This is a genomic window from Streptomyces sp. NPDC056835, assembly GCF_042789485.1.
Lineage (GTDB): Bacteria > Actinomycetota > Actinomycetes > Streptomycetales > Streptomycetaceae > Streptomyces.
This window is the reverse complement of sequence record NZ_JBHUBB010000009.1, coordinates 204,083-226,971: the sequence shown is the minus strand read 5'-3', so window position 1 is coordinate 226,971 and position 22,889 is coordinate 204,083. Positions and strand designations below refer to the sequence as shown.

Below are 22,889 nucleotides of genomic sequence, written 5' to 3'. Positions count from 1 at the left end.
GACAACCACACTCGGGCGGCGCCCGCCCACACCACCGTCACCGTTCCCGCCAGCGTCGCGCAGTGGTGGGCCCCCGCAGCGCGCTGGGTCCTCCATGCTCACAGTCCCCGGGAGATTTCCCTACGCACTGGGTACTCAACCGATGAGCTGCGCGAAGCACTGGCAACCTTGCCGGACTGAGACCGCTTCGTGCCTCGCCTCCTCAAGGAGCGGTATTGGCGGCGGGCGAGGCGGTCATGGAGCCCCGCTCCGTTGCGGAACCAGATAGCGTAGGGGTGTGCGCATCCGCCCTGCCGTTTGCAGCTGCAGGTCTTGAAGAAACTGCCCATCCCACGGATGAGTTTGGTCGCCACGTGCACCGCTCCTGACTCATGCTGGGAGTTTGCTGACCAGCGGTCCTACAGCATGGTCCTGACCTGCGGCCGCGTCACACTAGATGAATGAGTCCAAGGGGTGTCGTTGCGGTCAGTAATCGTAGGCGGTCAGTGACCGTTTGACGGGCTGCCCGGTTTTGTCGTTGTGCCAGATCGCCGCTGTGAGCGCAAGGATCCTGCAGAGGACGCGGGTTGCCACCCCCGCTGGGCTCTTGCCGCCGTGTCGTTCCAGGTCCAGCTGCCCTTTGAAGGTCTGGTTGATCGACTCGATGACCTGTCGCAGAGGCTTGAACAGGTGCGCGCCGGCCCGCTCGGCCTCCCCCTTGCGGGCCGGCCGCAGCAACTGCAGGTGACGCTCGGCGAGGTCGTGCTCGAACTCGCGGCCGTAGTAGTCCTTGTCGCCGATGATCGTCTGGCCGGGGTGGGCGGCTGCGACGCCGGGTGCGGTGTCGAGCATGTCGCGCAGCGTCTCGCGCTCGTCGGCCTTCGCGCCGGTGAGCGCGAACAGGATCGGCAAGCCGCCGAGCGTGCACACCAGGTGCAGTCGCAGTCCCCAGAAATACCGGGAGTGCGACGCGCAGTAGCCGTACTGGGCCCAGCCTGCCAGGTCCGATCTCTTGGCTGTCTCGCGGGAACAGCCGCAGCCGACCGGGGTGGAGTCGACCAGCCACACGTCGTCGTTCCACAGAGAGGTATCCGCTGCCAGGATCCGGATCATGCTGGTGACCAGCGAGGATGCGCCGCGCAGCCGCTTGTTGTAGCCGGACTGCTTGGGCACGTAGGGAAACAGGCGGCCGAAGTCCCGCTCGACGCGGCGAAGCCAGCGCCGCTCGGAGGTGTAACCGAGCAGCGCTGACATGACCGCGAGGGTGACCAGTTCGGCGTCACTGAGCGTGGGCGCGATCCCGACTGCCGGGCGCCACGGGGCCAACCATGGTGAAGCCTTCAACTCGTCGTCGATCCGGGCATAGAGTGCTGTCGCGAGGGTGTCCAGGTCTGTCATCACACACCGACATTGGACGCCCTCGTCCTATGTCCGCAGGCCATCCCTTGGACTCATTCATCTAGCGCACCGCCCGTGCCAGCGGCATGCACCGTCTCATTCAGGTGCGACGGTAAACCAGCCGTGTGGTCGGAGCGTGGCAGCGCTCCGAAGAAGTGCTGGAGGTCAGCGCAGCCCTGCGAAAACCACAGCCGCCGCCGTGCCGCCCAGGATGGCCCCCGCGATGACCTGGGCTGTGGTGTGGTCGCGGAGGGAGACACGGGACCAGCCGACGGCGGCGACGCCGAGGAAGAGGAGGGCGGCCCACTAGCCATAGGCGACAGTGATGACGACGGCGACGGCGGTGTGGACACTGACCTTCCACCAGACAGTGACCGCCATGGTCAGCAGCAGGCCGGCGATCATGGCGGCGACCAGGGCGACGACCTCGCGGGGCGCGTCGAGCGCCAGGAGCAGGCCCGTGCCGATGAGGACGGAACTAACACTGCAACCGCATCTGCCGTGACGGGTGGTGGATTGGCTCGTTGTTCCGACTGTGTGATGAATCGTTGACGGTTGAGCGGGTCGAGTCGTGGTCCGAGGGGATAGCCGGGTTCCATGCCCGGTTCGCCCACCGTTTCGGCAGGTCGGAGCCCCGCGAGCGGGCGTCGGACTACCTGAACGGGTTGCTCGCGCCGCTTGAGAAGAAGAACGGGTGGACGCTGTCGGAGCAGGTCGGGCAGTTGCGCCCCGACGGCGTCCAGCGCCTGCTCAACCACTCCGACTGGGACGAGAACGCGGTCCGCGACGATGTGCGGGACTTCGTCGTGGAGACCATCGGCGCCAAGGACGCGGTGCTGATCGGCGACGACACCGGCTTCCTGAAGATCGGCACCAAGTCCGCCGGTGTCCAGCGGCAGTACACGGGCACCGCCGGCCGCACGGAGAACAGCCAGATCGGAACATTCCTGGCCTACGCCTCCGCCAGGGGGCGGGCGTTGATCGACCGCGAGCTCTACATCCCCGTCTCCTGGACGGATGACCGTGACCGCTGCCGCGCGGCCGGGATCGACGACAAAGTCCCCTTCGCGACCAAGAACGAGCACTTCACGTGGATGCTGCAACGCGCCATCGACGCGGGTGTCCCGTTCGCGTGGGTCACCGCTGACGAGGCATACGGGCAGGTCAAGCACCTGCGAGTGTGGCTGGAGGAACGTCGGGTCGCGCACGTGCTGGCCACGAAGGTCAACGACACCGTGATCACCGCCCACGGGGCGGACGCGCGGGTGGACCAGCTGGTCGCCGTGCTGCCCCGCCAGCGGTGGAAACGGATCTCCGGTGGGGGCGGCGCACACGGTGAACGGATCTACGACTGGGCGCGTGTCGCGATCCGCCCGTACTGGGAGAACGGCTTCGGACACTGGGTACTGGCCCGACGCAGCGTCAGCGACCCGAGCGAGATCGCCTACTACGTCTGCTACGGCCCGGCCACCTCCCGACTGAAAGACCTGGTCAAAGTGGCTGCCGCGCGGTGGGCGGTGGAGGAGTGCTTCCAGACCGCGAAGGGAGAGTGCGGTCTGGACCACTACCAGGTGCGGCTCTACCGGGCCTGGTACCGCCACATCACCCTGGCCATGGCCGCCCTCGCCTATCTGACGGCCATCCGCGCCGCAGAAGCCACAAGGGGGGCACTCTCGACGACGAGCAAGACCTCATACCCCTCAGCGTCCCGGAGATCCGCCGGTTGATGGGCCACGTCGTCGTCACGCGCCACTGCCACAGCAACAAGCACCATCTGCACTGGTCACGCTTCCGACGACGCAGCCAGGCCCGAGCCCGCCACTCCCACTACAAACGCCCAGGCCACATTCTCCAGATGCGGTTGCAGTACTAGTGCAGTCCGGCACCGCCGAAGACCCTCAGAAGGCGGGCGGCCTCCGCCGCGACGGCGTCGCGAGCGGGTCCCACGTATGTGCGTGGATCGGCGACCCGCGGGTTCGCGGTGAGACGGTCCCGGATCGCGCGGGTGAACGCCTTGTTGAGATGGGTGGAGACATTGATCTTGGTCATTCCCGCACGGGTCGCCCTGACCAGTCCGACATCATCGACTCCGGAGGAGCCGTGCAGGACCAGAGGCACGCTCACGGCTTCCCGCAGCACGCTGATGAGATCGACGTCCAGGACGGCGTCCCGCGTGAGCATCGCGTGGGAACTGCCCACCGCCACGGCCAAGAAGTCCACACCGGTGGCCGCGACGAACTCACGGGCCTCGTCCGGGTCGGTACGGACACCCGGAGCATGCGCACCGTTCTTGCCCCCGATCTCGCCGAGCTCCGCCTCGACGAGGACATCGCGCGCGTGGCAATAGGCCGTGACGTCCCTCGTGGTGGCGACGTTCTCCTCGTACGGGAGCTTGGCACCGTCGAACATCACCGAGGTGAAGCCGAGTTCGGCCGCGTGCCGTACAAGCTGTACCGACTCGGCGTGGTCCAAGTGCACGGCCACCGGGACCTCCGCTGCCCGTGCGACAGCGAGTGCGGCCATGCCTATCGGTTCGAGCGACCCGTGATATTTGGCCGTGTTCTCGCTGATCTGAAGTATCACCGGAAGTCCGACGGCTTCGGCACCGGCCACGATGGCGGTGGCGTGCTCGATCTGTATGACATTGAACGCGCCCACACCCACGCCCTTCTTTCTGGCGATGTGCACGATGTCATGGGTGAATGTGAGCGTCATCGGTTTCCTCCACTTGCGCTGCGGTACGGAATCGCTGGTAGACATCGGCATCGAAGTCGCCGGCGGCGAGGCAGGGAACCGCGGCCGCCGAGAGCGCCACGGCCTCACGCAGCATGTCCGGCCATGGCGTGCCCGCCGCGAGTCCCCGTGCGAGCGCGGCGACACAGGCGTCGCCCGCACCGGTGGGGTTGCCGGCCAACCGCTCCGGTGGCGCGGCCCGCCAGCCGCTTCGCGATGTGGTGGCATACAGTCCCTCGGCGCCACAGGACACCACCACGGCACGGGCGCCCAGCGCCCGCAGCTCGGCAACCGCCTCCACCAGCTCCAACCTGCCTGTTATCTCGGCGAGTTCGGCAGCATTGGGCTTGATCACATCGGGCCCCGCTGGAAGTGCCGCGCGCAGCGCGGGCCCGCTCGTGTCGAGCACCGTCGCCACACCGGCGGCCGCGGCAAGCGAGATGAGCACCCCGTATGCGTTGATCGGCAGCCCCGGCGGAAGACTTCCGGAGAGCACGACCACGTCGGCGTCGCGAATCAGCCCTCGGTAGTGCCGGGTGAACGCGCTCCACTCGGTCGGCCTCACGAGCTGTCCGGTTTCGTTGAAGACGGTCGCGTCGCCGTCCTCGCGCGAGACGACGGTGAGGGTACGCCGTGAATCGGCCGCGATGGGTACGAGTTCGTCCGTGAGCCCGACGTCGAGCAGTTCCTCGCGCAGACGGTACCCGGTGGTTCCGCCCCAGAATCCGGTGACGACGGAGGGATGCCCCAGGGCGTTGAGCACCCTGGCGACATTGACGCCCTTGCCGCCCGCTCGTTCGTGCACCTCGCGGACCCGGTGCGATGTCCGGGGCACCATGCTGTCGACGACGTACGTCACGTCCAGTGCGGTATTGAGGGTGACGGTGAGAATCACAGCGGACGCACCGTCGCCTCCACCGATTCGGCCGGCTGGGTTCCCGGGGCGTCGTACACCGCTCGCCAGGCGTACAGACCGGCGCCCAGACACCCGGCCGCATCGCCCAGCGCGGCACGTACGACACCGGGGCGCCGCTGGAACGTGAACCGTTCCTCCAGCCGAGTGCGGACCGGCTCCAGCAGCAGATCCCCCGCTTCCGCGAGGCCGCCTCCGAGCACGATCAGCTCGGGGCCGAGCAGTGTCGTGGCCATAACGAGGGACGCCGCGAGCGCATCGGTCGCGCGGTCCCAGATTGTCTGTGCCTCGGCATCGCCCTCGCCGAGCAGAGTGGTCACATCACTGGCGCCTTTGACGGTACGGCCGGTGCGGGCGGTGTACGACGAGGCGATGGCCGATGCGGTAGCCACGGTTTCCAGGCATCCCTGGGCACCGCAGACACACGGTGAACCGCCCGGCTCGATGACGAGATGGCCCAGCTCCCCCGCGAATCCGCCGGCCACGACGGGACGGCCGTCGCAGATCACGGCGGCGGAGACGCCGGTCCCGATGGCCACGAACAAGACGTCCTTCGCGCCACGAGCGGCTCCGAGCTCGGACTCGGCATATCCACCCGCGCGCACGTCGTGTCCGAGTGTCACCGCGAGCCCCGTGCGTGATTCGAGCAGTTCGGCGAGCGGCAGGTCGCGCCACCCGATGTTCCCGGACCACACCGCCCGGGCCATGTCCTCATCAACGATTCCGGGCACGACGACCCCGGCTCCACGGACGGCGAGGTCCTGGTCAGCTGCTTGCTGTGCCAGCGACGTCAGCGCGGCGGCGATCTCGGAGACGACCACATCCGGTCCTTCGCCCCGGGGGGTCGGGCGACGTGCCACGAACAACGGCCGCAGCTCCCGGTCCAGGAGCGCGCCCTTCATTCCCGTGCCCCCTACGTCGAGACCCACCACACACTCGCCCGGACCGAACCCGTCACGCATCACGGGCCCCGAGCACGACGGAACGGGTCAGGTTGCGGGGCCGGTCCGCGTCGAGGCCACGGGCGTCGGCGGTCGCGACCGCGAGGCGCTGAGTCCTGATCAGATCGGCCAGCGGGTCGAGGTCCCCGGCAGCGTCCTGGGATGCGGCGACCGCGGTTCCTCCGGTCTGCTCGATGTCGTCGACAAGACCGGCGGGCAGCGAGCCGAATCCCCAGACCAGTCGGCCCGGACCGGCGACGCTGATCGGTCCGTGGCGGTACTCCATCGCCGGATACGCCTCGGTCCACGCACCGGCGGCCTCGCGCATCTTCAGCGCCGCCTCCAGCGCGAGCCCGTATGTCCAACCGGCGCCGAGGAACGTGATCTGACCGGCGCACAACCACGCGGGCGCCAGCGGCTCGGCGAGTGCGCGCCGGGCGTCCTCCACGGCCTCGGCGACGGTTCTCACACCGGCCGGCAGCATGCCGCCGGACTCCACATGGGCCCGCAGCAGGACCAGCGCGGTGGTCGCGAACCGGGTCTGTACGACCGATTCCTCATCGGCGAAGTCGAGCACCACGACCGCGTCGGCAGCCTTCGTCACCGGTGTCGCGGGGGCCGCGGTGATCGCGGTGGTGGGCGCCAGGCCACGCACCCGGTCGAGCAGCTCAAGCACCTCGGTAGTGGTCCCGGAGCGCGTGATGGCCAGGATCCGGTCGTAGCCGCGCTCTTCAGGGAATTCGGAGGCCGCGAAGGCGTCCGTCTCGCCATGGCCTCCGCTCTCGCGCAGGGCGGCGTACGACTGCGCCATGAACCAGGAGGTGCCGCAGCCCACGACCGCGACCCGTTCGCCCGGGCGGGGCAGGGCCGAGGTGTGCTGGGGAAGCGCCTCCACCGCCCTGCTCCAGCAAACGGGCTGGGAAGCGATCTCGGCTGTGATGAAAGATGACCTGGTGGTCGACATGCGACGGCTCCTTCGAGGGACCGTGGGCCGGATGAAGAGGGATATGCGGATGGAGCGTGGAGTGGTCGCTACTTCACCGATCCGGCGGTGAGTCCTGAGACGACATGGCGCTCGATGACAGCGAAGAGCACGACCACCGGCACGATGGCGACGACCGATCCGGCGAACAAGTAGTTCCACTGGACGGTGTAGTTGCCGATGAAGTTGTTGATGCCGACGGTGAGCGGCTGATTCTCGGGAACGGTCGACAGGGTCAGGCCCATGACGAACTCGTTCCAGGCCGCGATGAAGGTGAAGATCACCGCGGTCACCACGCCGGGCATGGCCAGCGGCAGCGTCACCTTGAGCAGGGCGCGAACCCGGCCGAGACCGTCGATCATCGCGGCCTCCTCCAGCTCCACCGGGATGGACCTGATGTAGGCGGTGAGAATCCAGATGGCGAAAGCCAAGTTGAAGGCGGCGTTGCAGAGGATCAGCGTCCAGACCGAATTGAGCATCTGCAGCTGATAGAACTCGCGGTACAGACCGACCAGCAGCGAGGTCGGCTGGAACATCTGGGTGACCAGGACCAGGAGCAGAAAGAGCGTGCGGCCACGGAACTTCACACGCGCGGTGTAGTAGGCGGCGGGCAGTGCCACCAGCAGCACGAGCAGTGTCGAGCCGACAGCGACCAGCAGTGTGACGCGGAGGTTCGCGCCCAGGCTCGACTCGCGCCACACGTCGATGAAGTTGGACCAGGCGAACTGCCGCGGCAGATACGTGGCGTCGCGCAGTTCGGTCGCCGGACGCAGAGCCGTGATCACCATCTGCACATACGGCAGCAGAAACACGGCTGCCAGGAGCCAGGCGGTCGCGGATACGACGAGTGTGCGGGGCCTGATGCGGCGACGTCGACCGCTGTTCGGCGAACCGTCAGTGGATGCCGCGGGTTTCCGCACCGCCGTGGACGGCGATGTCACCGATGGGCGAGCAGGGCCGCTGATCGTCTGTGATTGCTGAGCCATCAGCTCTCCTCCTCGTTCCAGCGGCTGACCTTGAGGAACACGAGCACCATCACGACGACGAGTGCGAAGTTCACCACGGACATGGCCGCGGACTCACCGATGTCCGTGTCCTTGAGCTGGTACATGAACACGGTGGAGGTGGCGGTTTCGCTGGCCGGGCCACCCTGTGTCATGCCCCAGATGACGGGGAACGAATTGAAGACATTGATCAGGTTGATGACCAGGCCGACCAGGAAGGCCGGGCGCAGCAGCGGCAAGGTGATCAGCCGGTAGGTCTGCCAGGTGCTGGTGCCGTCGACCTTCGCGGCCTCGTAGACCTCCGCGGGCACGGTCTGAAGACCGGCGAGCAGTGTGTAGGTGGTGAAGGGAAGTGACACGAAGACCGCGACGAACATCATCCACGGCCACGCGGTGGCGGGGTCACCGAGCCAGTCCTTGGGGCTGTCGATGAGACCGAGGTCGGTCATCGCGGTGTTCAGGATCCCTGCGGTCTGGTTGAGCATCCACTTGAAGCCGATGGCCGTCATCAGCACGGATGCGGCCCAGGGCGCGATCAGCGCCCAGCGGGTGAGCCGCCGCCCCGGGAACCGCTGGTTGAAGAGCTGGGCCAGCGCCAGCGAGAGGAGCATTGTCAGCCCGACAACGCCGACCGTCCAGACCGCGGTGGAGATGAGGACTTTGCCGAGCCCGGGCTCGTCGAACAGCTCGCGGTACTTGTCCAGTCCGGCTGAGCCACGAACGAATCCGCTGGCGCTGATCCGTTGAAAGGATGTGTGGACCATCTCGTAGACGGGCCAGACCACAACACCCAGGATCAGCAGGACGGCAGGGGCTATCCAGGGCAGCGGACCGAGTGCGGCAAGGCCCGATCGCCTGCCCACGGGCCTTTCCGGGCGCGATCCCCGGGATGTGGTGGTGGCAGAACTGAGAGACACGGTTTGTGCCTTCCGTGTGTGCGGCAGATGCCGCGCGGTGAGCGACGTGCTGATGGAGGGCGGTACGAGAAGGCCCCTCCGCGGCCTCGGGCCGTGCCCGGGTGCCGGAACTGTCACAGCACCTGGGCAGGCACTTCCTGAGCGGTGCGACTCGGACAACGCTACGAGGTGCGTGCCAGGCGTCGCGGGTCCATGAAGACCGACCGGGCAGGGCCTAGTTCCCGGCGGAGGCTTCCTCCGCCTTCTTCTGAAGGTCGCCCAATACCTCGCCTGGATCGCGCGAAAGGGCGGTGCCGACCGTCTTCTTGATCTCGGCCGAGACGGCGTCCCAGCTGGTGTCACCCAGCGGATAGAAGGCCGCCTGGGGCAACAGGGCGAAGAACGGCTCCAAGTCCTTGTGCTTCCCGCCGGAACTCATCTCCCGCAGGCTGTCCTTGGTCACCGGCATCAGGTTGTACGTCTCGTCGAACTTGGTGATGTTCTCCTTGGAGTAGACGAAGTCCAGGAGCTTCTTGATCTGCTCCTTGTGGCCGTTGTCCTTGAAGGCCATCATCCAGTCGGCCACGCCCAGGGTGGACTTGAGGGCGCCGGCCTTACCGGGGATCGGCGCGACGGCATAGTCGATCTTGCCCTCCCGCGACATCTGGATCAGCGACGGATGCCCGTTGAGCATCGCTGTCTTGCCGGCGGCGAAGTCCGCGAACGCGGTCTTACGGTCCGTCGTCGCGGGGTTGGTGTACGTGAGCCCCGGATCCACCAGATTGGTCTTGAGCCAGTTGAATGTCTCCACGTTGGGCCGGCTGTTGATGGCGTACTTCCCTGAGGCGTCCGTGATGCCACCCCCGTTGCCCAGTTCCCACATCATGCTCTCGCCCTGCGCCTCCTCCGGGCCGAGCGGCAGGGCGTAGGGGGTGATGCCGGGGACCTTCGCCTTGATGAGCTCGGCGTCAGCCTGTACCTCTGCCCAGGTCTTCGGGGCCTCGGTGATGCCGGCCTTGGCGAAGATCGCCTTGTTGTAGAAGAACGCGCGGGTCGAGGACACAAAGGGGATGCCGTACTGGACGCCGTCGACCTTCCCGGCATCCGAGAATGTGTCGAGGAAGTTGGCGTGCGTGGCCGGCGACAGCACGTCGCGAGCCGGGTAGAGAAGGTCGTCGGCGACCTTCTCCGCGTAGCCACCGGTCTGCAGCACATCCGGCATGTTGCCACTCTGGATCATCGTCTTGACCTTTTTGTCGATGTCGTTCCAGTTGACGATCTGGACATCGACCTTGATCTTCGCGTGCGCGGCCTCGAATCTCTTGGCCACATCGCCCCAGTAGATCTGGGAGCTGTTCGTCGCCTTGTCGCCATAGTCGGCGGCAACGACCTTGAGGGTGACGGTTCCGTCGCCGGAAGCGCCGTTGTCACCCCCGCCGCCGCACGCGGTGAGCGTGAGAGCACCGACCGTGGAGACCGCCACGAGGGTGAGCACCTGCCTGTTCACAACAGTTACCTCTTTCAAGACAGCCTCCTGTGCGCGCTCGCGGAGCGCGACGGAAGCGGCTTTCGAACCATGCCGCTTGGACGGCGGCCGGGGCGGACTTGACCGCACCCGGGCCGGGCCTCGGCGTGTTGGTTCCTGAAACGTGACGCTCGGAGGTGCTCGATCAGTGAGCGACACCTTCAAGCGATGCGCCCCTGATCCACAGGTGCGAGCGAGGGCACGTGACTCAACGCCGATCATCGATCAAGAATGCTCAACTCTGTTGCTTTCAAAGCCAATTCTTGCAGTAAACGTCACCATGTCAAGAGATGCGATGCGTCGAGAGCAGGCTGTTCCGGCACCAACTCGGGCGCCACGACGCGGAAGTGAGCCTTGACTCGTCGCACGCGGGGGCGTGCCCGATGTATGTGGCTGCTTGTTCAGACTCTCGGATGAACTACATCGCGCATGTCGCGTGCAGTGATGGGGCAGAACGAGTCGTGTGCCGGCGAGCCCCGTTCAGGGTGCGGCGTTGTCCGTCACCGGTACGTCGTCGTCATCCACCGCGCACATGTGGGCGAAGGCCCGCGTGGCCAGTTGGACGCTTCGGCGATCACAACGACTTGCCGGGTCCGCGCGCCGGTGTGATGCCGGCCTCTCCCTCTGTTCCGAGCCGTCACACCGCGCGTGGCAGCCATATCCCGGGCCTTGTCACGCTGAATCCCCGGTCACCGAAACCGGGGATTCACGGCGCGATTGGTAGTCCACAGCCACCACTACCTGACCGCCCCGTCGAGCGACCAGCGAGGCCACTCCGGGCATCAGGGACACCGGAGGTGTCGACGGGCGCCCGACCAATCCTGGTCACTTTCTGGCTCTACGTAACTGACGGTACGTCAGCTACCGTTCACCCAGGGGACATCAGGCGCGGCGTAGAAGCCGATGCCCGCAGCCTTCCAACGCGGGCCCTGGGCTGCCAGGCGGGAGCTGAACCGAGTCCAGTCGTGTGTGGACTTCGGAGACCAGCCGATCTCGGCGACCGCGGGCAGCCGAGGGAAGGCCATGAAGTCCGTGTAGACCGAAGGCTCGACGAACTGTGACGTCGACGTCGGCAATTCATTGCTGCCGGTGTACGCGCGGTCGGCCCACAGCGCCGCTTCCACGCCCGCGATCCGGTTGGCGGGGACAACGGGAGAAGTCCCGTCCGGCTTCGCGGTCACCGTAGTGGGATCCCAGTCGTACGCGTTCTTGACCGGCACATAGCCGGCCCACCTCAGCCCGTAAGGCGTGGAGCCGTCGTACTTCATGTCGAGGTAGGAACGGTCGGCCGGGGACATGATGAACGATGCGTTCTGCGCGACACCCTTCCTCGCCAGGAGGATATCCTTGTGCTCCTCGGCCGTGCCGATCGTTTCCCTTGCGCCTTCGTCGCCCCAGTACTGCATCAGACTGCCGGCGGGGATGGTGCCCGCGCCGAGATCGTGCCAGCCGATCACCTTCTTGCCCTGCGCCTGTACGGCGGAAGTCGCCGCCTGGACATAGGCCTTGTACTCCTCAGCAGGCCGCGCCGGGACCTCGTCACCACCGACGTGGATGTACGGGCCGGGGGTGAGCGCGGCCACTTCGGTCATCACTGTGGTCAGGAACTTGGTCACATTGGCGATGTGCTGCGGATCGCGGAGACACACCACACTGATTTTGACGTCGAAGCCCGAGTACGGCGGAATGGTCTTGTCGTCGCAGTTGATATCAGGCACCGAGGCTTGCGCGGCGCTGGTGTGGCCAGGGCCGTCGATCTCGGGGACCACGGTGATGAACCGCGACTTCGCGTAGGCGACGATCTCCTGGTACTGCGCCTTGGTGTAGAACCAGGAACCTCCCGTGAAGCCGCTCTGCGTACTGGCGCCGGCCTTGGTGAGGTTGGGGAGCGCGTCGATAGCGATCCGCCAGCCCTGGTCATCGGTCAGATGGAGGTGCAGAGTGTTCATCTTGTACGCGGCGGCCTGGTCGATGTAGCGCTTGACGTCGGCAACCGGGTAGAAGCGTCTGGCCACGTCCAGCATCGTGCTGCGGTAGCCGTAGCGCGGTTTGTCGGTGATGTGGACGGGGGCGACAGTCCAGCGGGCGCGCTGGACCGTCGGCGACTCGACTGCGGCGGGCAGCAGTTGACGCAGCGTCTGAATCCCGCGGAACAGACCTTCGGCACCGCGCGCGGTGAGCCGCACCCCCTCGGCGCGAGAGGTGAGTATGTAGCCCTCTTCGCCCAGCGACTTCGGTCCGCCCCGGTCCAGGGTGATGGCGGGACGGTGATCTTGCCTGCCCGCCTCCACTTTGAGGTCGTAACCCGTCGCGGGACGGAGTAGGCGACCCAGGTATCTGCCCACCTCTCGCGAGTCGGGGTCAGGGCTCTTCACGATGATGGGTGTTTCCGCCCCGATGGTGAACCCGGGCCCCTTGAGAGCCCGTTCGGACTCCGGCTGCGGCACGACCGGCGGCAGCACGGCCGCCGCAGTGCTCCGGGTATTCGGCGCACCGACTGCCCCGGGCATACCAGCGTAGGCGAGCGCTCCGGTCAGGACCGTCACGCAGATGAGCCCTCCAAGGGAACCCGGGGAAGTGAGCGAGCGTCGGTTGAATCGATGCCGAGGTGGACGGGACTGCATAGCAACTCCATGACGTGTAGGGGCTATGTGACCGTACGGTGAAGCGAGATTCCACCCTCATGCTCGATACTGTCAAGGATGCTGGCCAAACAAGCATTAATGAGCAGTCCGCGCTACTGGAGCTCACCCTGACGCTTCCGGCTCACGTCGGGGAACAGCGAAGGGTGTTCCCCCAGTTGAAGGCCACATCGTTCCGATAGGTCTGAATCCGCCCACGGATGATGGCGAGCCCGGCACGTTCGGCGGCAGACGGCGGTTCTGAGCCGAACCAGACAGGTTCCGACACTCCAGCGCCGGCCCGGCCGGGACGCGGACGCGAGGCGGCGGGGCCGGCGCTCGGCAGGCGCTGGAGCGGGACCCGTGGACGATACGACGGCACCGGTCTTGAGAGCCCGGGAGCGACAAGCCCGGAGAGGAAGGGCCCCGTGGGGCGACGAGTCCCGGACGTCAGGCGCGGGACGACGAGTTCCGGGCGTCAGGCCGGGACTACGATTCCCGAACGTCAGACGCGGATGACGTCCACGCCAACAGCGCTGAACGGCTCGGTGAGTTCGGCCGCCGCGCCCTTGTCCGTCACCAGCACATCGACGTCTCGCGCCGGACAGATCCTGGCGAAGGCTCGCTGGCCCAGCTTGGTCGAATCCGCCACCACTACGACCTGCTGGGCCCGCTGGGCCAGAGCCCGGTTGATGCTTGCCTCACCCTCGTGCCGCGCCGTCGCGCCATGCGCGACGTCGATCGCGTCAACGCCCAGGAAGACCTGGTCGAGGGTGATCTCCGCCAGCAACTCGGTAGCCAGCGGGCCGACGAGCTCGTAGGACGCCGGTCGTGCCACGCCACCGGTCACAACGAGCTTCACATGGCGTCGTACGACCAGTTCGTTGGCGATGTTCAGCGCGTTGGTGACGATCGTGAACGAGGCTTCGGCGCCATTCGAGGTCAGATCTGCGCGGGCGGACAGGGCTCGCGCGATCTCGGTGGTCGTGGTGCCGCCGTTCAGACCGACTACCGCACCGGCCTTCACCAGGCCCGCCGCGGTCTGAGCGATCCGCCCCTTCTCCGGCGCGTTGCGGGCCGCCTTGTAGCGCAGGGGCAGATCGTATGCGATCGCGTTGATCGCGGCACCGCCATGGGTGCGCGTGACCATGTTCTGCCGGGCGAGTTCGTCGAGGTCCCGGCGGATCGTCGCGGTGGAGACGGCCAGTTCCGTTGCGGCGGCGTCGACCTCGATGCGGCCGTCACGCGTCAACATCTCCAGCAGGGCACTCCACCGTGCCTGCACTGACGCCATCCGCGGTCCCCTTGTCTGTGTACCTACCAGGCAATCAAACCACAGGCCGACACGCATGGACCTGTCCAGTAGAGTTCATTTCTTCAGGGTTTCGCGCACAAATCGTCACCGGTCGCTGAAAGTTGGCCACTCCGAGGACTTGTCCCCCCGATCATGCTGCTCGTTGGAGTTCTCACGTATCCAAGGCAGGTGTCAGCAGCAGCGTGCGCTGTCTCCGGGGCGAGCCGCGGGGAACCGATCACTGGATGCGTCCGGGGCGAGGAGTTCACCCTCGTGAGGGTCTGTCCGGTGAACGGTGGTTCTGGAGTTGTTGGGGATTCAGCGGCGGGCGGCGGAGAGCCGGCCACGGTGCCGGGGTCCCGGTGAACGACGGCAAGGTGGCCCGCGGTTGCCTGGGCCGTGCGGCTCCAGCGGGTGTAGAACTGTCGGCCTGCCGGGCCGAGGAAGGTCATGCGGGCTCGGTAGGCCGGCTACTTGCTCTGCGCCACCGCGCCTCCGAGAATTCTCAACGAGTACCTATGAACCACGAGGACGCGCAGGCCACAGAGGGCGATTGACGAAATGATCGAGCCCCTGCCGTTCACCTCAGGGCTGGAATATTCATCTCGGGCGCGGCGGGACAGGGAAGTTCAGCAGCTGACGCCGTAACGAATTCCAGTGTTAACCAGCACCTTTCCACTGCCATCCCTCATGGCACACCCTTACGCTTCGCAGGGTCCACTCCAAAGGGCATCGGGTCGGAAGAGCCAAGTAGGTAGTTTCCGCCGCAAATGGTGGCGAGTGCGCCTACTTCCTCCGAGTTCAACTGGGCGTACGTCCTCGTGAAGGAATTCGCGGTCGGGGCAACCATAACGTCTTCGCCTGTGGAGACCGTGGCGGACGAGGCCATGCCCGGACCGAGTAGAACGACAAGGACTGCCACCGATATTCCTATAGCGGATCGACTGAACGTGCGCATATTTCCTCCTTCGTTTTTTGCGGGCAGAAATGGGAGAGATTCAGTTCCCTTTGACCAAAGGAACCAATTCACCGCATGCCCGGAGTCACCGTCCGCCGGCCTCGCGTGAATCGCTCGCAAGAGATTCACCATGACCGTGGTGAGACCGAGGGCCAGGCACTTCTTCAGGATTCCGCTGCATCCCCGGCACGTCTTTGACCATGCGTCGACACATCCTTGACGGTGCGTCTACAGGCAGCGGCGGTCTGCCCGCCGAAGCGGACCCGCAATCGTCGACGGCCTCAGGACGGTCCTCGATTTCATCTACCGTCTTCTCTTCCGACCAGCGGAGCAGCACTCCGCGGCGGCCGGGCCATCAGCGCCGGGCCATCACAACCGACTGGTCTTCACCGACCGTTCCTGGTCACCGTGGTCGAGCTGCGGATCGACGGCACCGAGACCGGGTCCAGCGCCCCAAGGCCGGATGCCCCGGCCACAAGGCGTTCGTCTCCGGCGGACGGCGGTGGCTTGACGATCCGCTTCCAGTCCCCTGCCCCCTGCTGTCAAGGCGCGAAGGCCGCCAGGAGACCACGGGAGACCAGTAGTTCGAGCTTTGACGGCACCCGCCGATCCGACCGAGTACCGGCACGACGTGGCCCGGGCACGCTTGCGGCGCGGATGTGCACCGCGGGCTCGGCGAACCCCTCTATGCTCGGGCGTTGATTGATGGCTTTTGCACCTTCTTGCGGCATATCTACCCGAAGAATTGGATACCGTCATGCCACTGCCCCCCTCCCCATGCGGCACCCCGGACACGACCGGGAACCCCACCGCTCTGATGGCCGCGTTGGAATCGGTCATCGAGCAGACCATCGCCCCCCAGGCCGACGAGGTCGACGCCACCGGTCGCTTTCCCCGGTCCGGCGTGGAGGCGCTGGGCCGCGCCGGCATCCTCGGCGCCACCAGCGCGACCACTGTCGGGGGCGGCGGCGTCCCGCTCGGCCAAGCCGCCGACGTCGTACGACGGATCGCCCGCTCCTGCGGCTCCACCGCGATGGTGGTGCTCATGCATTACGCCGCCACCGCGGTGATCGAGAAGCACGGCCCCGACAAGACCCGGCGCGCGATCGCCGAGGGCACCCACCTGACCAGCCTCGCGTTCTCCGAGGTCGGCTCGCGCAGCCACTTCTGGACCCCTGAGGGGACCGCGACGCCCGACAATGACTCCGTCCGCCTCGACGCGCGCAAGAGCTGGGTGACCTCGGCCGGCCAGGCGGACAGCTACGTGTGGTCCAGTCGCCCGCTGCGGGCCGACGGGCCGATGAGCCTGTGGCTGGTGCCCGGCGACGCCCCCGAGCTGACCGTCGCGGGTACCTTCGACGGGCTGGGGCTGCGCGGCAACGCCTCCTGCCCCATGGCCGCCGAAGGGCTCACCGTGCCGGCCACCGCGCTGCTCGGCGCGGACGGCGCGGGCCTGGACCTGGCACTGGAGACCGCGCTGCCCCGCTTCCTGGTCCTCAGCGCCGCCTGCTCGCTCGGCACCATGGACACGGTCATGGAGCTGACCCGGACCCATCTGACCCGGGCCCGTCTCTCCCACCTCGACCAGACCCTCGCGGACCAGCCGACCGTCCGCGCCCGCTTCGCTCCCCTGCGCATCCGGACCGACGAAGTGGCCGCCTTCCTGCACGACACCGTGGCCGCCCTGGAGTGCGGTCGCGCGGACGCGACACTACGCGTGCTCCAGGTCAAGGCCGTCGCGGCGGAGGCCGCGCACGACGTGACGAGCGAGGCCATGCGGCTGTGCGGCGGCTCCGCCCTGCGCCGGGAGTCGGGCCTCGAACGCCGCTTCCGCGACGCGTTGGCCTCCCGGGTCATGGCCCCCACCACCGACGCTCTGTACGACTTCGTCGCGCGGGCGAGCCTGGGCCTCCCGGTCTTCGGCGAGGCCGGCAGATGACGCTGCTGGTGGGCGCGGTCGCCTACGACCCCAAGACCGTCACCATCTGGGCGGGTTTCCGCTCCTGGCTCGCCGAGCGGGGGTCGGCAACGGACTTCGTGCTCTACTCCCACTACGAACGGCAGGTCGAGGACCTTGTGGCCGGCCGCATCCAGGTGGCCTGGAACTCCCCGCTCGCCTGGCTGCGCGCCCGGCGGCTGGCCGCGGCCCGCGGCGTCGCCCTGCGCCCGCTGCTCATGCGCGACACCGACCGCGACCTGACCTCGGTGGTCGTGGTGCGGCACGACTCCCCGCACCGCAACGTCACCGACCTCAAGGACACCACCGTGGCGGTCGGAGCCCTCGATTCGCCCCAGGCGACGCTGATCCCGCTGTCCCATCTGAACAGCCTCGGCCTACGCCCCCACACAGACTTCCGGGTGGCACGGCACGACGTGGGCGTGGGCCTGCACGGCGACCACATCGGCGGTGAGCGCGACGCCGTCCGCGCCCTGCTCGCCGGACGGGCCGACGCGGCCTGCCTCCTGGACGCCGACCACCTGCTGTTCGGCCGTGAGGGAACGGTGCCGGTCGGCGCTACATGCATCCTCACCCAAACCGCCCGCTACGACCACTGCCTTCTGGTGGCCGGCGAGACAGCACCGCCCGACACCGTCGACCGGCTCGCCGCGCTGCTGCTCTCCATGTCGTACGCGGATCCGGACGCCCGCCGCCTCCTGGACCTCGAAGGCATGACAGCTTGGTGTCCGGCACGCACCGAAGGGCACGCCGCGCTGGACCTCGCGGTGCGGGAGAGCGGCTTCTACGATGCCGAGGGCCGGGTCACCGCGCGGGAATACCGGCCGTGACCGGAGAGTGCCCCACCGCCGACGCGTCTCTCGACAGTGGTGGGGCCACCGACGGGTCTCCTGTCGTCGATCTCCAGGACCTCGGCTTCGACGAGGGAGCCCACCTCCTGGTGGGCCGCGCGCTGGCGCGGGTGCCGCCGGGCGAGGAGATCGCCGTACTGGGCTGCCGCCCTGACCTGACGACCGACCTCGCGGCCTGGTGCCGACGCGAGGGCTGCGAGGTCCGGCTCCCCGGCCCGTCCGACGCGCGGGACGGTCGGCCGGGCGGCGGGCCGCGGGCGTGGGTGCGGCCCGGGCGCCGCGCGGTGGACCGCTGGTCGGGGGCCGAGCGCGCCGGAGGCGCGTCCCCCGACGGTGTCATGGCCCGGCCGCCGGCACACTGGGGGCTGGCCGCGCGCGGCGCGCTCGTCGAGGCCGGCGGGCCCGAGATGGCCTTCGACTTCGCCGACCGCGACATCGTGTGGAGCGACATGGCACCCGCCCTCTACGCCCACGCCGCGGCCGCCCAGTGGGACCCTGCCACCGCGGTCCCCTGGGACAGCCCCTTCACGCTCCCCGACGCCGTGGAGCAGGCCGTCGTCGTACAGATCATGACCTACCTGGTGGAGAACGAGCAGGCCGCGCTGATCATCCCGGCGCGGCTGCTCGCCCGGGTGCATCCGCACTTCCGCGAGGTGCTGCAACTGCTTGCCGTGCAGGCGGCCGACGAGGCGCGACACATCGAGGTGTTCACTCGCAGGGCGCTCCTCAAGGGCGGCCGCATGGGCACCTCGTCGGTCGGCGGGCGGGCCTCGCTGACCACGCTGCTGGCCGAGCCCGACTACTCCCTGGCCTCCTTCCTGCTCTCCGTACTCGGCGAGGGCAGCTTCCTGAACCTGCTGGCCTTCCTGGACCGCCACGCGCCCGACCCCGTCACCCGGCGCGTCGTCCAACTCGCCCGCCAGGACGAGGCCCGCCACGTGGCGTTCGGCATCGCCCACCTGGAACACCAGGCCACGGTCGATCCGGGACTGCGCCACCGGCTGCGGGCGGCCGTCGAGCGGCGACACGACGCCTTGGCCGACACCGCGGGTCTCAACCAGGACGTGACGGACGCGCTGATCGTCATGGCGGCCGGGGAGTGGACGCCCCGGGCGATCGCGCGCGGCCACCGCGACGTCCTGCGGCTCCAGGCGCAGATGGACGAGGGACGCCAGCGGCGACTGGTACACCTGGGCTTCCCGTACCGCGAGGCCGCGGACCTCTCCGCCCTGCACACCCGCAACTTCATGTGACCCACGCCGGTGTGCGCCCCCGGTGGCCCGTTGCCCGCGCCGCAGCCCGCAGCCCGCAGCCCGCAGCCCGCAGCCCGCAGGATCACGGTGCCCCGGCTCCCCCGTGCGGATAACCCGTGTCGGCCGTCCTGGAGGTGGTGGGTGACCTTGAAACGCTCATACGGAGGGGGCCGCACCTCGACGATCCGCCCGGTCACCCGCACGGGGCCGAGGCCTGGGCGAAGTATGCCGGTGCCGGCGACTACGACCAGGATCCGCACCGCGACTACCTGGGACACACCCTCCTGGTGCCCAGCACCGCGCCCGGCTTCCGCCAGCTGGAGATGTTCGTGTACCTGGCGGACGTGCCCGAGGAATTCGGACCGGCTCACCTCGTCTCCCGGAAACACACGCGCGACCTGCCTGCCGTGCCCGACAGATATCTGCCCGGTACACCATGCACGTGAACTTCCGTCCCTCCGGCGTCCAATGGGGTCAGCGCCGGGGCTGGGCCCACTCCGCCGTGCAGGAGGACTGGTTCAGGTTCGTCGAACGGGCCACGCCACGTCAGCTCCAGGCTTTCGGGTTCCCCCCGCCTGGACATCCTTACTGGACACCGGAGACGCTTGCCGGGATGGCGCTGCGGTATCCGGGGCTCGACCTCACACCCTGGTGGCGCTGAGGGGCCGGATCGCGAAACGGTCCGTGCGGGTCGAGAAGGTCAGGTCGCCCTCCACCTGGTCCGCACCAGCGGCCGGGGACACGTTGCCGTGACCGCGAGCTGTACTTCCCAGGCCGCCGCGACGTCATTTGGCCGGCGTGCCCGCCTGTGGAAGGCTGGCCGCCCGTGACGACGAATGCGGAAATAGCCCGGGATCCGGGCGACGAGCGGCTGCTGTACGGGTGCATGGGGCTCGGCGGGGGCTGGGACACCACACCGTACGGCGCGGCGGACATCGCGGAGGCCGAGGCGGCGGTCGAGGCGGCACTCGACAGTGGGATCACGGTGTTCGACCTCGCCGACATCTATCGGTACGGGAAGTCGGAGGCGGTGTTCGGTGAGGTTCTCGCACGGGCACCCGGGCTGCGCGAGCGCATCGTGCTGCAGACCAAGTGCGGAATCCGGCTGGCCGACGGCGACCGGCCGGGCATGTACGACCTGCGGGGTGAGTCCATCGTCAGCCGGGTCGAGGAGAGCCTTGGCCGCCTGCGCACGGACGTCATCGATGTGCTGTTGCTGCACCGGCCGGACCCGCTGGCGGATCCCGAGGACACAGCCCGCGCCCTGACCTCGCTGCACCGGCAGAAGCTGGTGCGCAGGTTCGGAGTGTCCAACATGAACGCCGCGCAGATCTCGCTCCTTCAGGCGCACCTGGATTTTCCTTTGGTGGCGAACCAGTTGGAAATGAGCCTGCACCGCAGGGACTGGCTGGAGGGCGGTGTGCTGGTGAACACGCCGGAAGCGGTGTCCGTCGGCTTTCCCTCAGGGACGTTGGAGCACTGCCGGGCCAACGGGATCCGTCTCCAGGCGTGGGGCGCTCTCGCCCGGGGCCGCTTCACCGGCCTTCAGGAGACCCCCACGGAGCAGGCGGCGGCGCGGCACGTCGCCGCGCTCGCCGAGTCGAAGGGCACTACGCCGGAGACGATTCTGCTGTGGTGGCTGCAGAGGCACCCGGCCCGTATCGCACCGGTCGTCGGCAGTGCCCGCCCCGAGCGCATCCGCGCGTGCGGCGACGCGGCGCGGCTCGACCCCGATCTCACCCACGAGGAGTGGTACGCGCTCTGGATCAACGCGCGCGGCGCCGCACTGCCGTAGCCGGTCAGGGCCACCAAGCCTGCACCGCAGGGGGTCCGAGGACCGTCTCTCGCGTACCCGCACCAACTCCATGCTCTCCAGTGGGATGGAGCGGCGGTGCAGATCGGCTACCTCGGTGGGTGACGCATCAAGGGTCGTACGGGAAGCGGACAAGCACCTCGGAGAACGTCCCGTACACCTCGGCCTGCTGGTGTCAGCGCCTTGATCATTCGCGAAGGTGACAGGCACACGCCGCCTATCAGTCCACCTCGTTCCGTAGCGGCACTTCAGGCCACCACCCGCCCTCCGCGACGTATCGGAAGCGGGCACCACGGGAACTCGGCGAGACCCGGGGCCGACTACCTCCTCGACAGGACAACACACACTCCGGTGAAGGTGGTTGGGCATTCATGAATCGCAGGCGTTTACTGCGGTCCTCCGTGACCGCGCTCGGCACGGTGGCCGGCTCGTCCCTCGTTTCCGGTCCCGCCCACGCGGCGAATCCGTCAACAGCTCCGAACGACACCGATCCGCTGCGGGTCCACATCGTCACCTTCGACGGAGTGGAGGAACTGGATGTCTTCGGGCCGCTTGAGGTCTTCTCCGTCGCGTCACAGAGCCATCCCGTGACGGTGAGCCTGGTGACCTGCGGAGGGCCGGCCGAGGTCACCTATCGCTACGGCACCCGTGTGGCAGCGGGCGCCTGGTCTCCACAGGACGCGGATCTCATGGTGGTCCCAGGAGGCGGCTTCGCCCGCCGGAACGAGGCCGGTATCTGGTCCGAGATCGACAAGGGCACGCTCCCCACCGCGCTGCGCGACGCACAGCGCCGAGGACTGACCACCCTCGGTGTCTGCACCGGCGTCATCCTGCTCTCCGCCGCCGGGCTGACCGACGGCAGGACATGCACCACCCATCACCGGGCGAAGAGCTATCTGGCGGAACAGGGCGCCACTGTCGTCGACCAGCGGGTCGTCGACGACGGCGATCTGGTGACGGCGGGCGGAGTCTCTTCCGGGCTCGACGGCGCCTTGTGGCTCCTGGAGCGGTTCATCGGAAGCAGCGCCGCGACCTCTGTCGAAGCGGTGCTGGAGTTCGAACGGCGGGGAACTGTACTCCGTACCCGAACGGCGCGGTGAGTCACGCCGTCACGAATGACCCCGGTCGTGGTAAAGCCGGTGTCGGCGATGTGGTCCACGTGATTGCCGGTCGCCGCGTGCCGGCCGTCAACGGAAACGGGTACGACCAGGACGGAGCGCACAGGTGGCGCGACAGCCCCACGTGGGCAGTGCGCCCACGCTGACGGCGTGGGCATCTCCGTAGACAGGACGGGTACGACAGCGGGCTACGGCACGTGCGCGTTGTGTGGAGCTGGCCGCCGAGGCGCTGGAGGCCGGCGATGAACCCTTCGGCTCGGTCCTTGTGGCGGCGGACGGCACGGTACTGGCCGAAGACCGCAACCGGGTGGCTTCCGGTGACCGCACCCGTCATCCGGAATTCGAACTGGCACGCTGGTCGGCGTCTCATCTGACGCCGCGGGAACGGGCGGCCGCGGCCGTCTACACGTCCGGTGAGCATGGCCCCATGTGCGCCGCGGCGCATGGCTGGGTGGGACTGGGGCGGATCGTCTACGTGGTCTCCTCGGAGCAACTGGTTTCCTGGCTTGCCGGCTTGGGCGTACCGGCACCTCCGGTGTGGGCCCTGCCGATCAACGACGTCGTACCCGGGATGACCGTCGAAGGACCGGTGCCGGAACTGTCCACGCCAGCTGTCACCCGTCACCGGAGACTGCTCCCCCGGCACGCCTCCG

General features: G+C 67.9%; 17 protein-coding genes and 3 pseudogenes. 8 read left to right on the top strand and 12 right to left on the bottom strand.

Annotated features, from left to right (window positions below):
* Window positions 1-465 precede the first annotated feature (465 nt).
* Window positions 466-1,380 carry an IS982 family transposase gene (locus tag ACFRMN_RS13070; protein WP_383017749.1) on the bottom strand — a complete coding sequence of 305 codons (915 nt, stop codon included), beginning with the start codon at window positions 1,378-1,380 and terminating at the stop codon, window positions 466-468.
* A 162-nt stretch (window positions 1,381-1,542) separates the two neighbouring features.
* A pseudogene (locus ACFRMN_RS13065) lies at window positions 1,543-1,671 on the bottom strand (phosphatase PAP2 family protein); the annotation flags it as partial.
* A 254-nt stretch (window positions 1,672-1,925) separates the two neighbouring features.
* Here ACFRMN_RS13065 and ACFRMN_RS13060 point away from each other — a divergent pair.
* Window positions 1,926-3,104 (top strand): IS701 family transposase, encoded by a 1,179-nt coding sequence (locus tag ACFRMN_RS13060; protein WP_383017746.1) that lies wholly within the window; start codon window positions 1,926-1,928, stop codon window positions 3,102-3,104.
* Between the two features lie 142 nt (window positions 3,105-3,246).
* Here ACFRMN_RS13060 and ACFRMN_RS13055 read toward each other — a convergent pair whose 3' ends face one another.
* The 9 genes from ACFRMN_RS13055 to ACFRMN_RS13015 form a co-directional block, all read right to left on the bottom strand.
* On the bottom strand, window positions 3,247-4,092 hold the full coding sequence (locus tag ACFRMN_RS13055) for a ketose-bisphosphate aldolase (protein ID WP_383017741.1): 846 nt from the start codon (window positions 4,090-4,092) through the stop codon (window positions 3,247-3,249).
* Window positions 4,070-5,005, bottom strand: a complete 936-nt coding sequence (locus ACFRMN_RS13050; protein WP_383017738.1) for a 1-phosphofructokinase family hexose kinase — start codon at window positions 5,003-5,005, stop codon at window positions 4,070-4,072. Before ACFRMN_RS13050 ends, ACFRMN_RS13055 begins: the two co-directional genes overlap by 23 nt.
* Window positions 5,002-5,985, bottom strand: coding sequence for an ROK family protein (locus tag ACFRMN_RS13045; protein ID WP_383017735.1), 984 nt, complete (start codon window positions 5,983-5,985; stop codon window positions 5,002-5,004). The genes ACFRMN_RS13050 and ACFRMN_RS13045 overlap by 4 nt, the downstream gene beginning before the upstream one ends.
* Window positions 5,978-6,928 carry an SIS domain-containing protein gene (locus ACFRMN_RS13040; RefSeq protein ID WP_383017732.1) on the bottom strand — a complete coding sequence of 317 codons (951 nt, stop codon included), beginning with the start codon at window positions 6,926-6,928 and terminating at the stop codon, window positions 5,978-5,980. The genes ACFRMN_RS13045 and ACFRMN_RS13040 overlap by 8 nt, the downstream gene beginning before the upstream one ends.
* A 68-nt stretch (window positions 6,929-6,996) precedes the next feature.
* Window positions 6,997-7,932, bottom strand: a complete 936-nt coding sequence (locus tag ACFRMN_RS13035) for a carbohydrate ABC transporter permease (protein WP_383017729.1) — start codon at window positions 7,930-7,932, stop codon at window positions 6,997-6,999.
* Window positions 7,932-8,813 (bottom strand): carbohydrate ABC transporter permease, encoded by an 882-nt coding sequence (locus ACFRMN_RS13030; RefSeq protein ID WP_383017726.1) that lies wholly within the window; start codon window positions 8,811-8,813, stop codon window positions 7,932-7,934. Before ACFRMN_RS13030 ends, ACFRMN_RS13035 begins: the two co-directional genes overlap by 1 nt.
* 268 nt (window positions 8,814-9,081) lie before the next feature.
* A complete protein-coding gene (locus tag ACFRMN_RS13025; RefSeq protein ID WP_383017723.1) occupies window positions 9,082-10,353 on the bottom strand; it encodes an extracellular solute-binding protein in 1,272 nt (423 codons plus the stop codon).
* Window positions 10,354-11,228: 875 nt separating this feature from the next.
* Window positions 11,229-12,881 (bottom strand): beta-N-acetylhexosaminidase, encoded by a 1,653-nt coding sequence (locus ACFRMN_RS13020; protein ID WP_383017719.1) that lies wholly within the window; start codon window positions 12,879-12,881, stop codon window positions 11,229-11,231.
* A gap of 616 nt (window positions 12,882-13,497) precedes the next feature.
* The gene (locus ACFRMN_RS13015) at window positions 13,498-14,286 is read right to left on the bottom strand and encodes a DeoR/GlpR family DNA-binding transcription regulator (RefSeq protein ID WP_383017716.1); all 789 of its coding nucleotides are present in this window, start codon (window positions 14,284-14,286) and stop codon (window positions 13,498-13,500) included.
* 1,715 nt (window positions 14,287-16,001) lie between these two features.
* Here ACFRMN_RS13015 and ACFRMN_RS13010 point away from each other — a divergent pair.
* The 6 genes from ACFRMN_RS13010 (at window position 16,002) to ACFRMN_RS12985 (ending at window position 22,218) form a co-directional block, all read left to right on the top strand.
* Complete coding sequence (locus ACFRMN_RS13010) at window positions 16,002-17,183, top strand: acyl-CoA dehydrogenase family protein (RefSeq protein WP_383017713.1); 1,182 nt, start codon at window positions 16,002-16,004, stop codon at window positions 17,181-17,183.
* Window positions 17,180-18,031 (top strand): phosphate/phosphite/phosphonate ABC transporter substrate-binding protein, encoded by an 852-nt coding sequence (locus ACFRMN_RS13005; RefSeq protein ID WP_383017710.1) that lies wholly within the window; start codon window positions 17,180-17,182, stop codon window positions 18,029-18,031. The genes ACFRMN_RS13010 and ACFRMN_RS13005 overlap by 4 nt, the downstream gene beginning before the upstream one ends.
* Window positions 18,028-19,305, top strand: coding sequence for a ferritin-like domain-containing protein (locus tag ACFRMN_RS13000; RefSeq protein ID WP_383017707.1), 1,278 nt, complete (start codon window positions 18,028-18,030; stop codon window positions 19,303-19,305). The genes ACFRMN_RS13005 and ACFRMN_RS13000 overlap by 4 nt, the downstream gene beginning before the upstream one ends.
* 116 nt (window positions 19,306-19,421) lie before the next feature.
* Window positions 19,422-19,751 (top strand): hypothetical protein, encoded by a 330-nt coding sequence (locus tag ACFRMN_RS12995; protein ID WP_383017704.1) that lies wholly within the window; start codon window positions 19,422-19,424, stop codon window positions 19,749-19,751.
* Window positions 19,752-20,131: 380 nt separating this feature from the next.
* The gene (locus ACFRMN_RS12990) at window positions 20,132-21,100 is read left to right on the top strand and encodes an aldo/keto reductase family oxidoreductase (RefSeq protein WP_383017701.1); all 969 of its coding nucleotides are present in this window, start codon (window positions 20,132-20,134) and stop codon (window positions 21,098-21,100) included.
* Window positions 21,101-21,489: 389 nt separating this feature from the next.
* Window positions 21,490-22,218, top strand: coding sequence for a DJ-1/PfpI family protein (locus ACFRMN_RS12985; RefSeq protein ID WP_383017698.1), 729 nt, complete (start codon window positions 21,490-21,492; stop codon window positions 22,216-22,218).
* A gap of 35 nt (window positions 22,219-22,253) precedes the next feature.
* Here ACFRMN_RS12985 and ACFRMN_RS12980 read toward each other — a convergent pair.
* Window positions 22,254-22,394, bottom strand: a pseudogene (locus ACFRMN_RS12980) (hypothetical protein); the annotation flags it as partial.
* A gap of 50 nt (window positions 22,395-22,444) precedes the next feature.
* On the opposite strand from ACFRMN_RS12980, the pseudogene ACFRMN_RS12975 reads away from it, so the two are divergent.
* Window positions 22,445-22,867 (top strand): annotated as a pseudogene (locus ACFRMN_RS12975) (nucleoside deaminase); the annotation flags it as partial.
* Between the last annotated feature and the right edge of the window lie 22 nt (window positions 22,868-22,889).

What these genes read in the sequence shown, in the direction of transcription:
- ACFRMN_RS13005 (WP_383017710.1), top strand. Translation starts at nt 17,180, where the DNA reads ATGACGCTGCTGGTGGGCGCGGTCGCCTACGACCCCAAGACCGTCACC.
- ACFRMN_RS13045 (WP_383017735.1), bottom strand. Translation starts at nt 5,985, where the DNA reads ATGCGTGACGGGTTCGGTCCGGGCGAGTGTGTGGTGGGTCTCGACGTA.
- ACFRMN_RS13015 (WP_383017716.1), bottom strand. Translation starts at nt 14,286, where the DNA reads ATGGCGTCAGTGCAGGCACGGTGGAGTGCCCTGCTGGAGATGTTGACG.
- ACFRMN_RS12985 (WP_383017698.1), top strand. Translation starts at nt 21,490, where the DNA reads ATGAATCGCAGGCGTTTACTGCGGTCCTCCGTGACCGCGCTCGGCACG.
- ACFRMN_RS13010 (WP_383017713.1), top strand. Translation starts at nt 16,002, where the DNA reads ATGCCACTGCCCCCCTCCCCATGCGGCACCCCGGACACGACCGGGAAC.
- ACFRMN_RS13055 (WP_383017741.1), bottom strand. Translation starts at nt 4,092, where the DNA reads ATGACGCTCACATTCACCCATGACATCGTGCACATCGCCAGAAAGAAG.
- ACFRMN_RS13040 (WP_383017732.1), bottom strand. Translation starts at nt 6,928, where the DNA reads ATGTCGACCACCAGGTCATCTTTCATCACAGCCGAGATCGCTTCCCAG.
- ACFRMN_RS13020 (WP_383017719.1), bottom strand. Translation starts at nt 12,881, where the DNA reads ATGCCCGGGGCAGTCGGTGCGCCGAATACCCGGAGCACTGCGGCGGCC.
- ACFRMN_RS13035 (WP_383017729.1), bottom strand. Translation starts at nt 7,932, where the DNA reads ATGGCTCAGCAATCACAGACGATCAGCGGCCCTGCTCGCCCATCGGTG.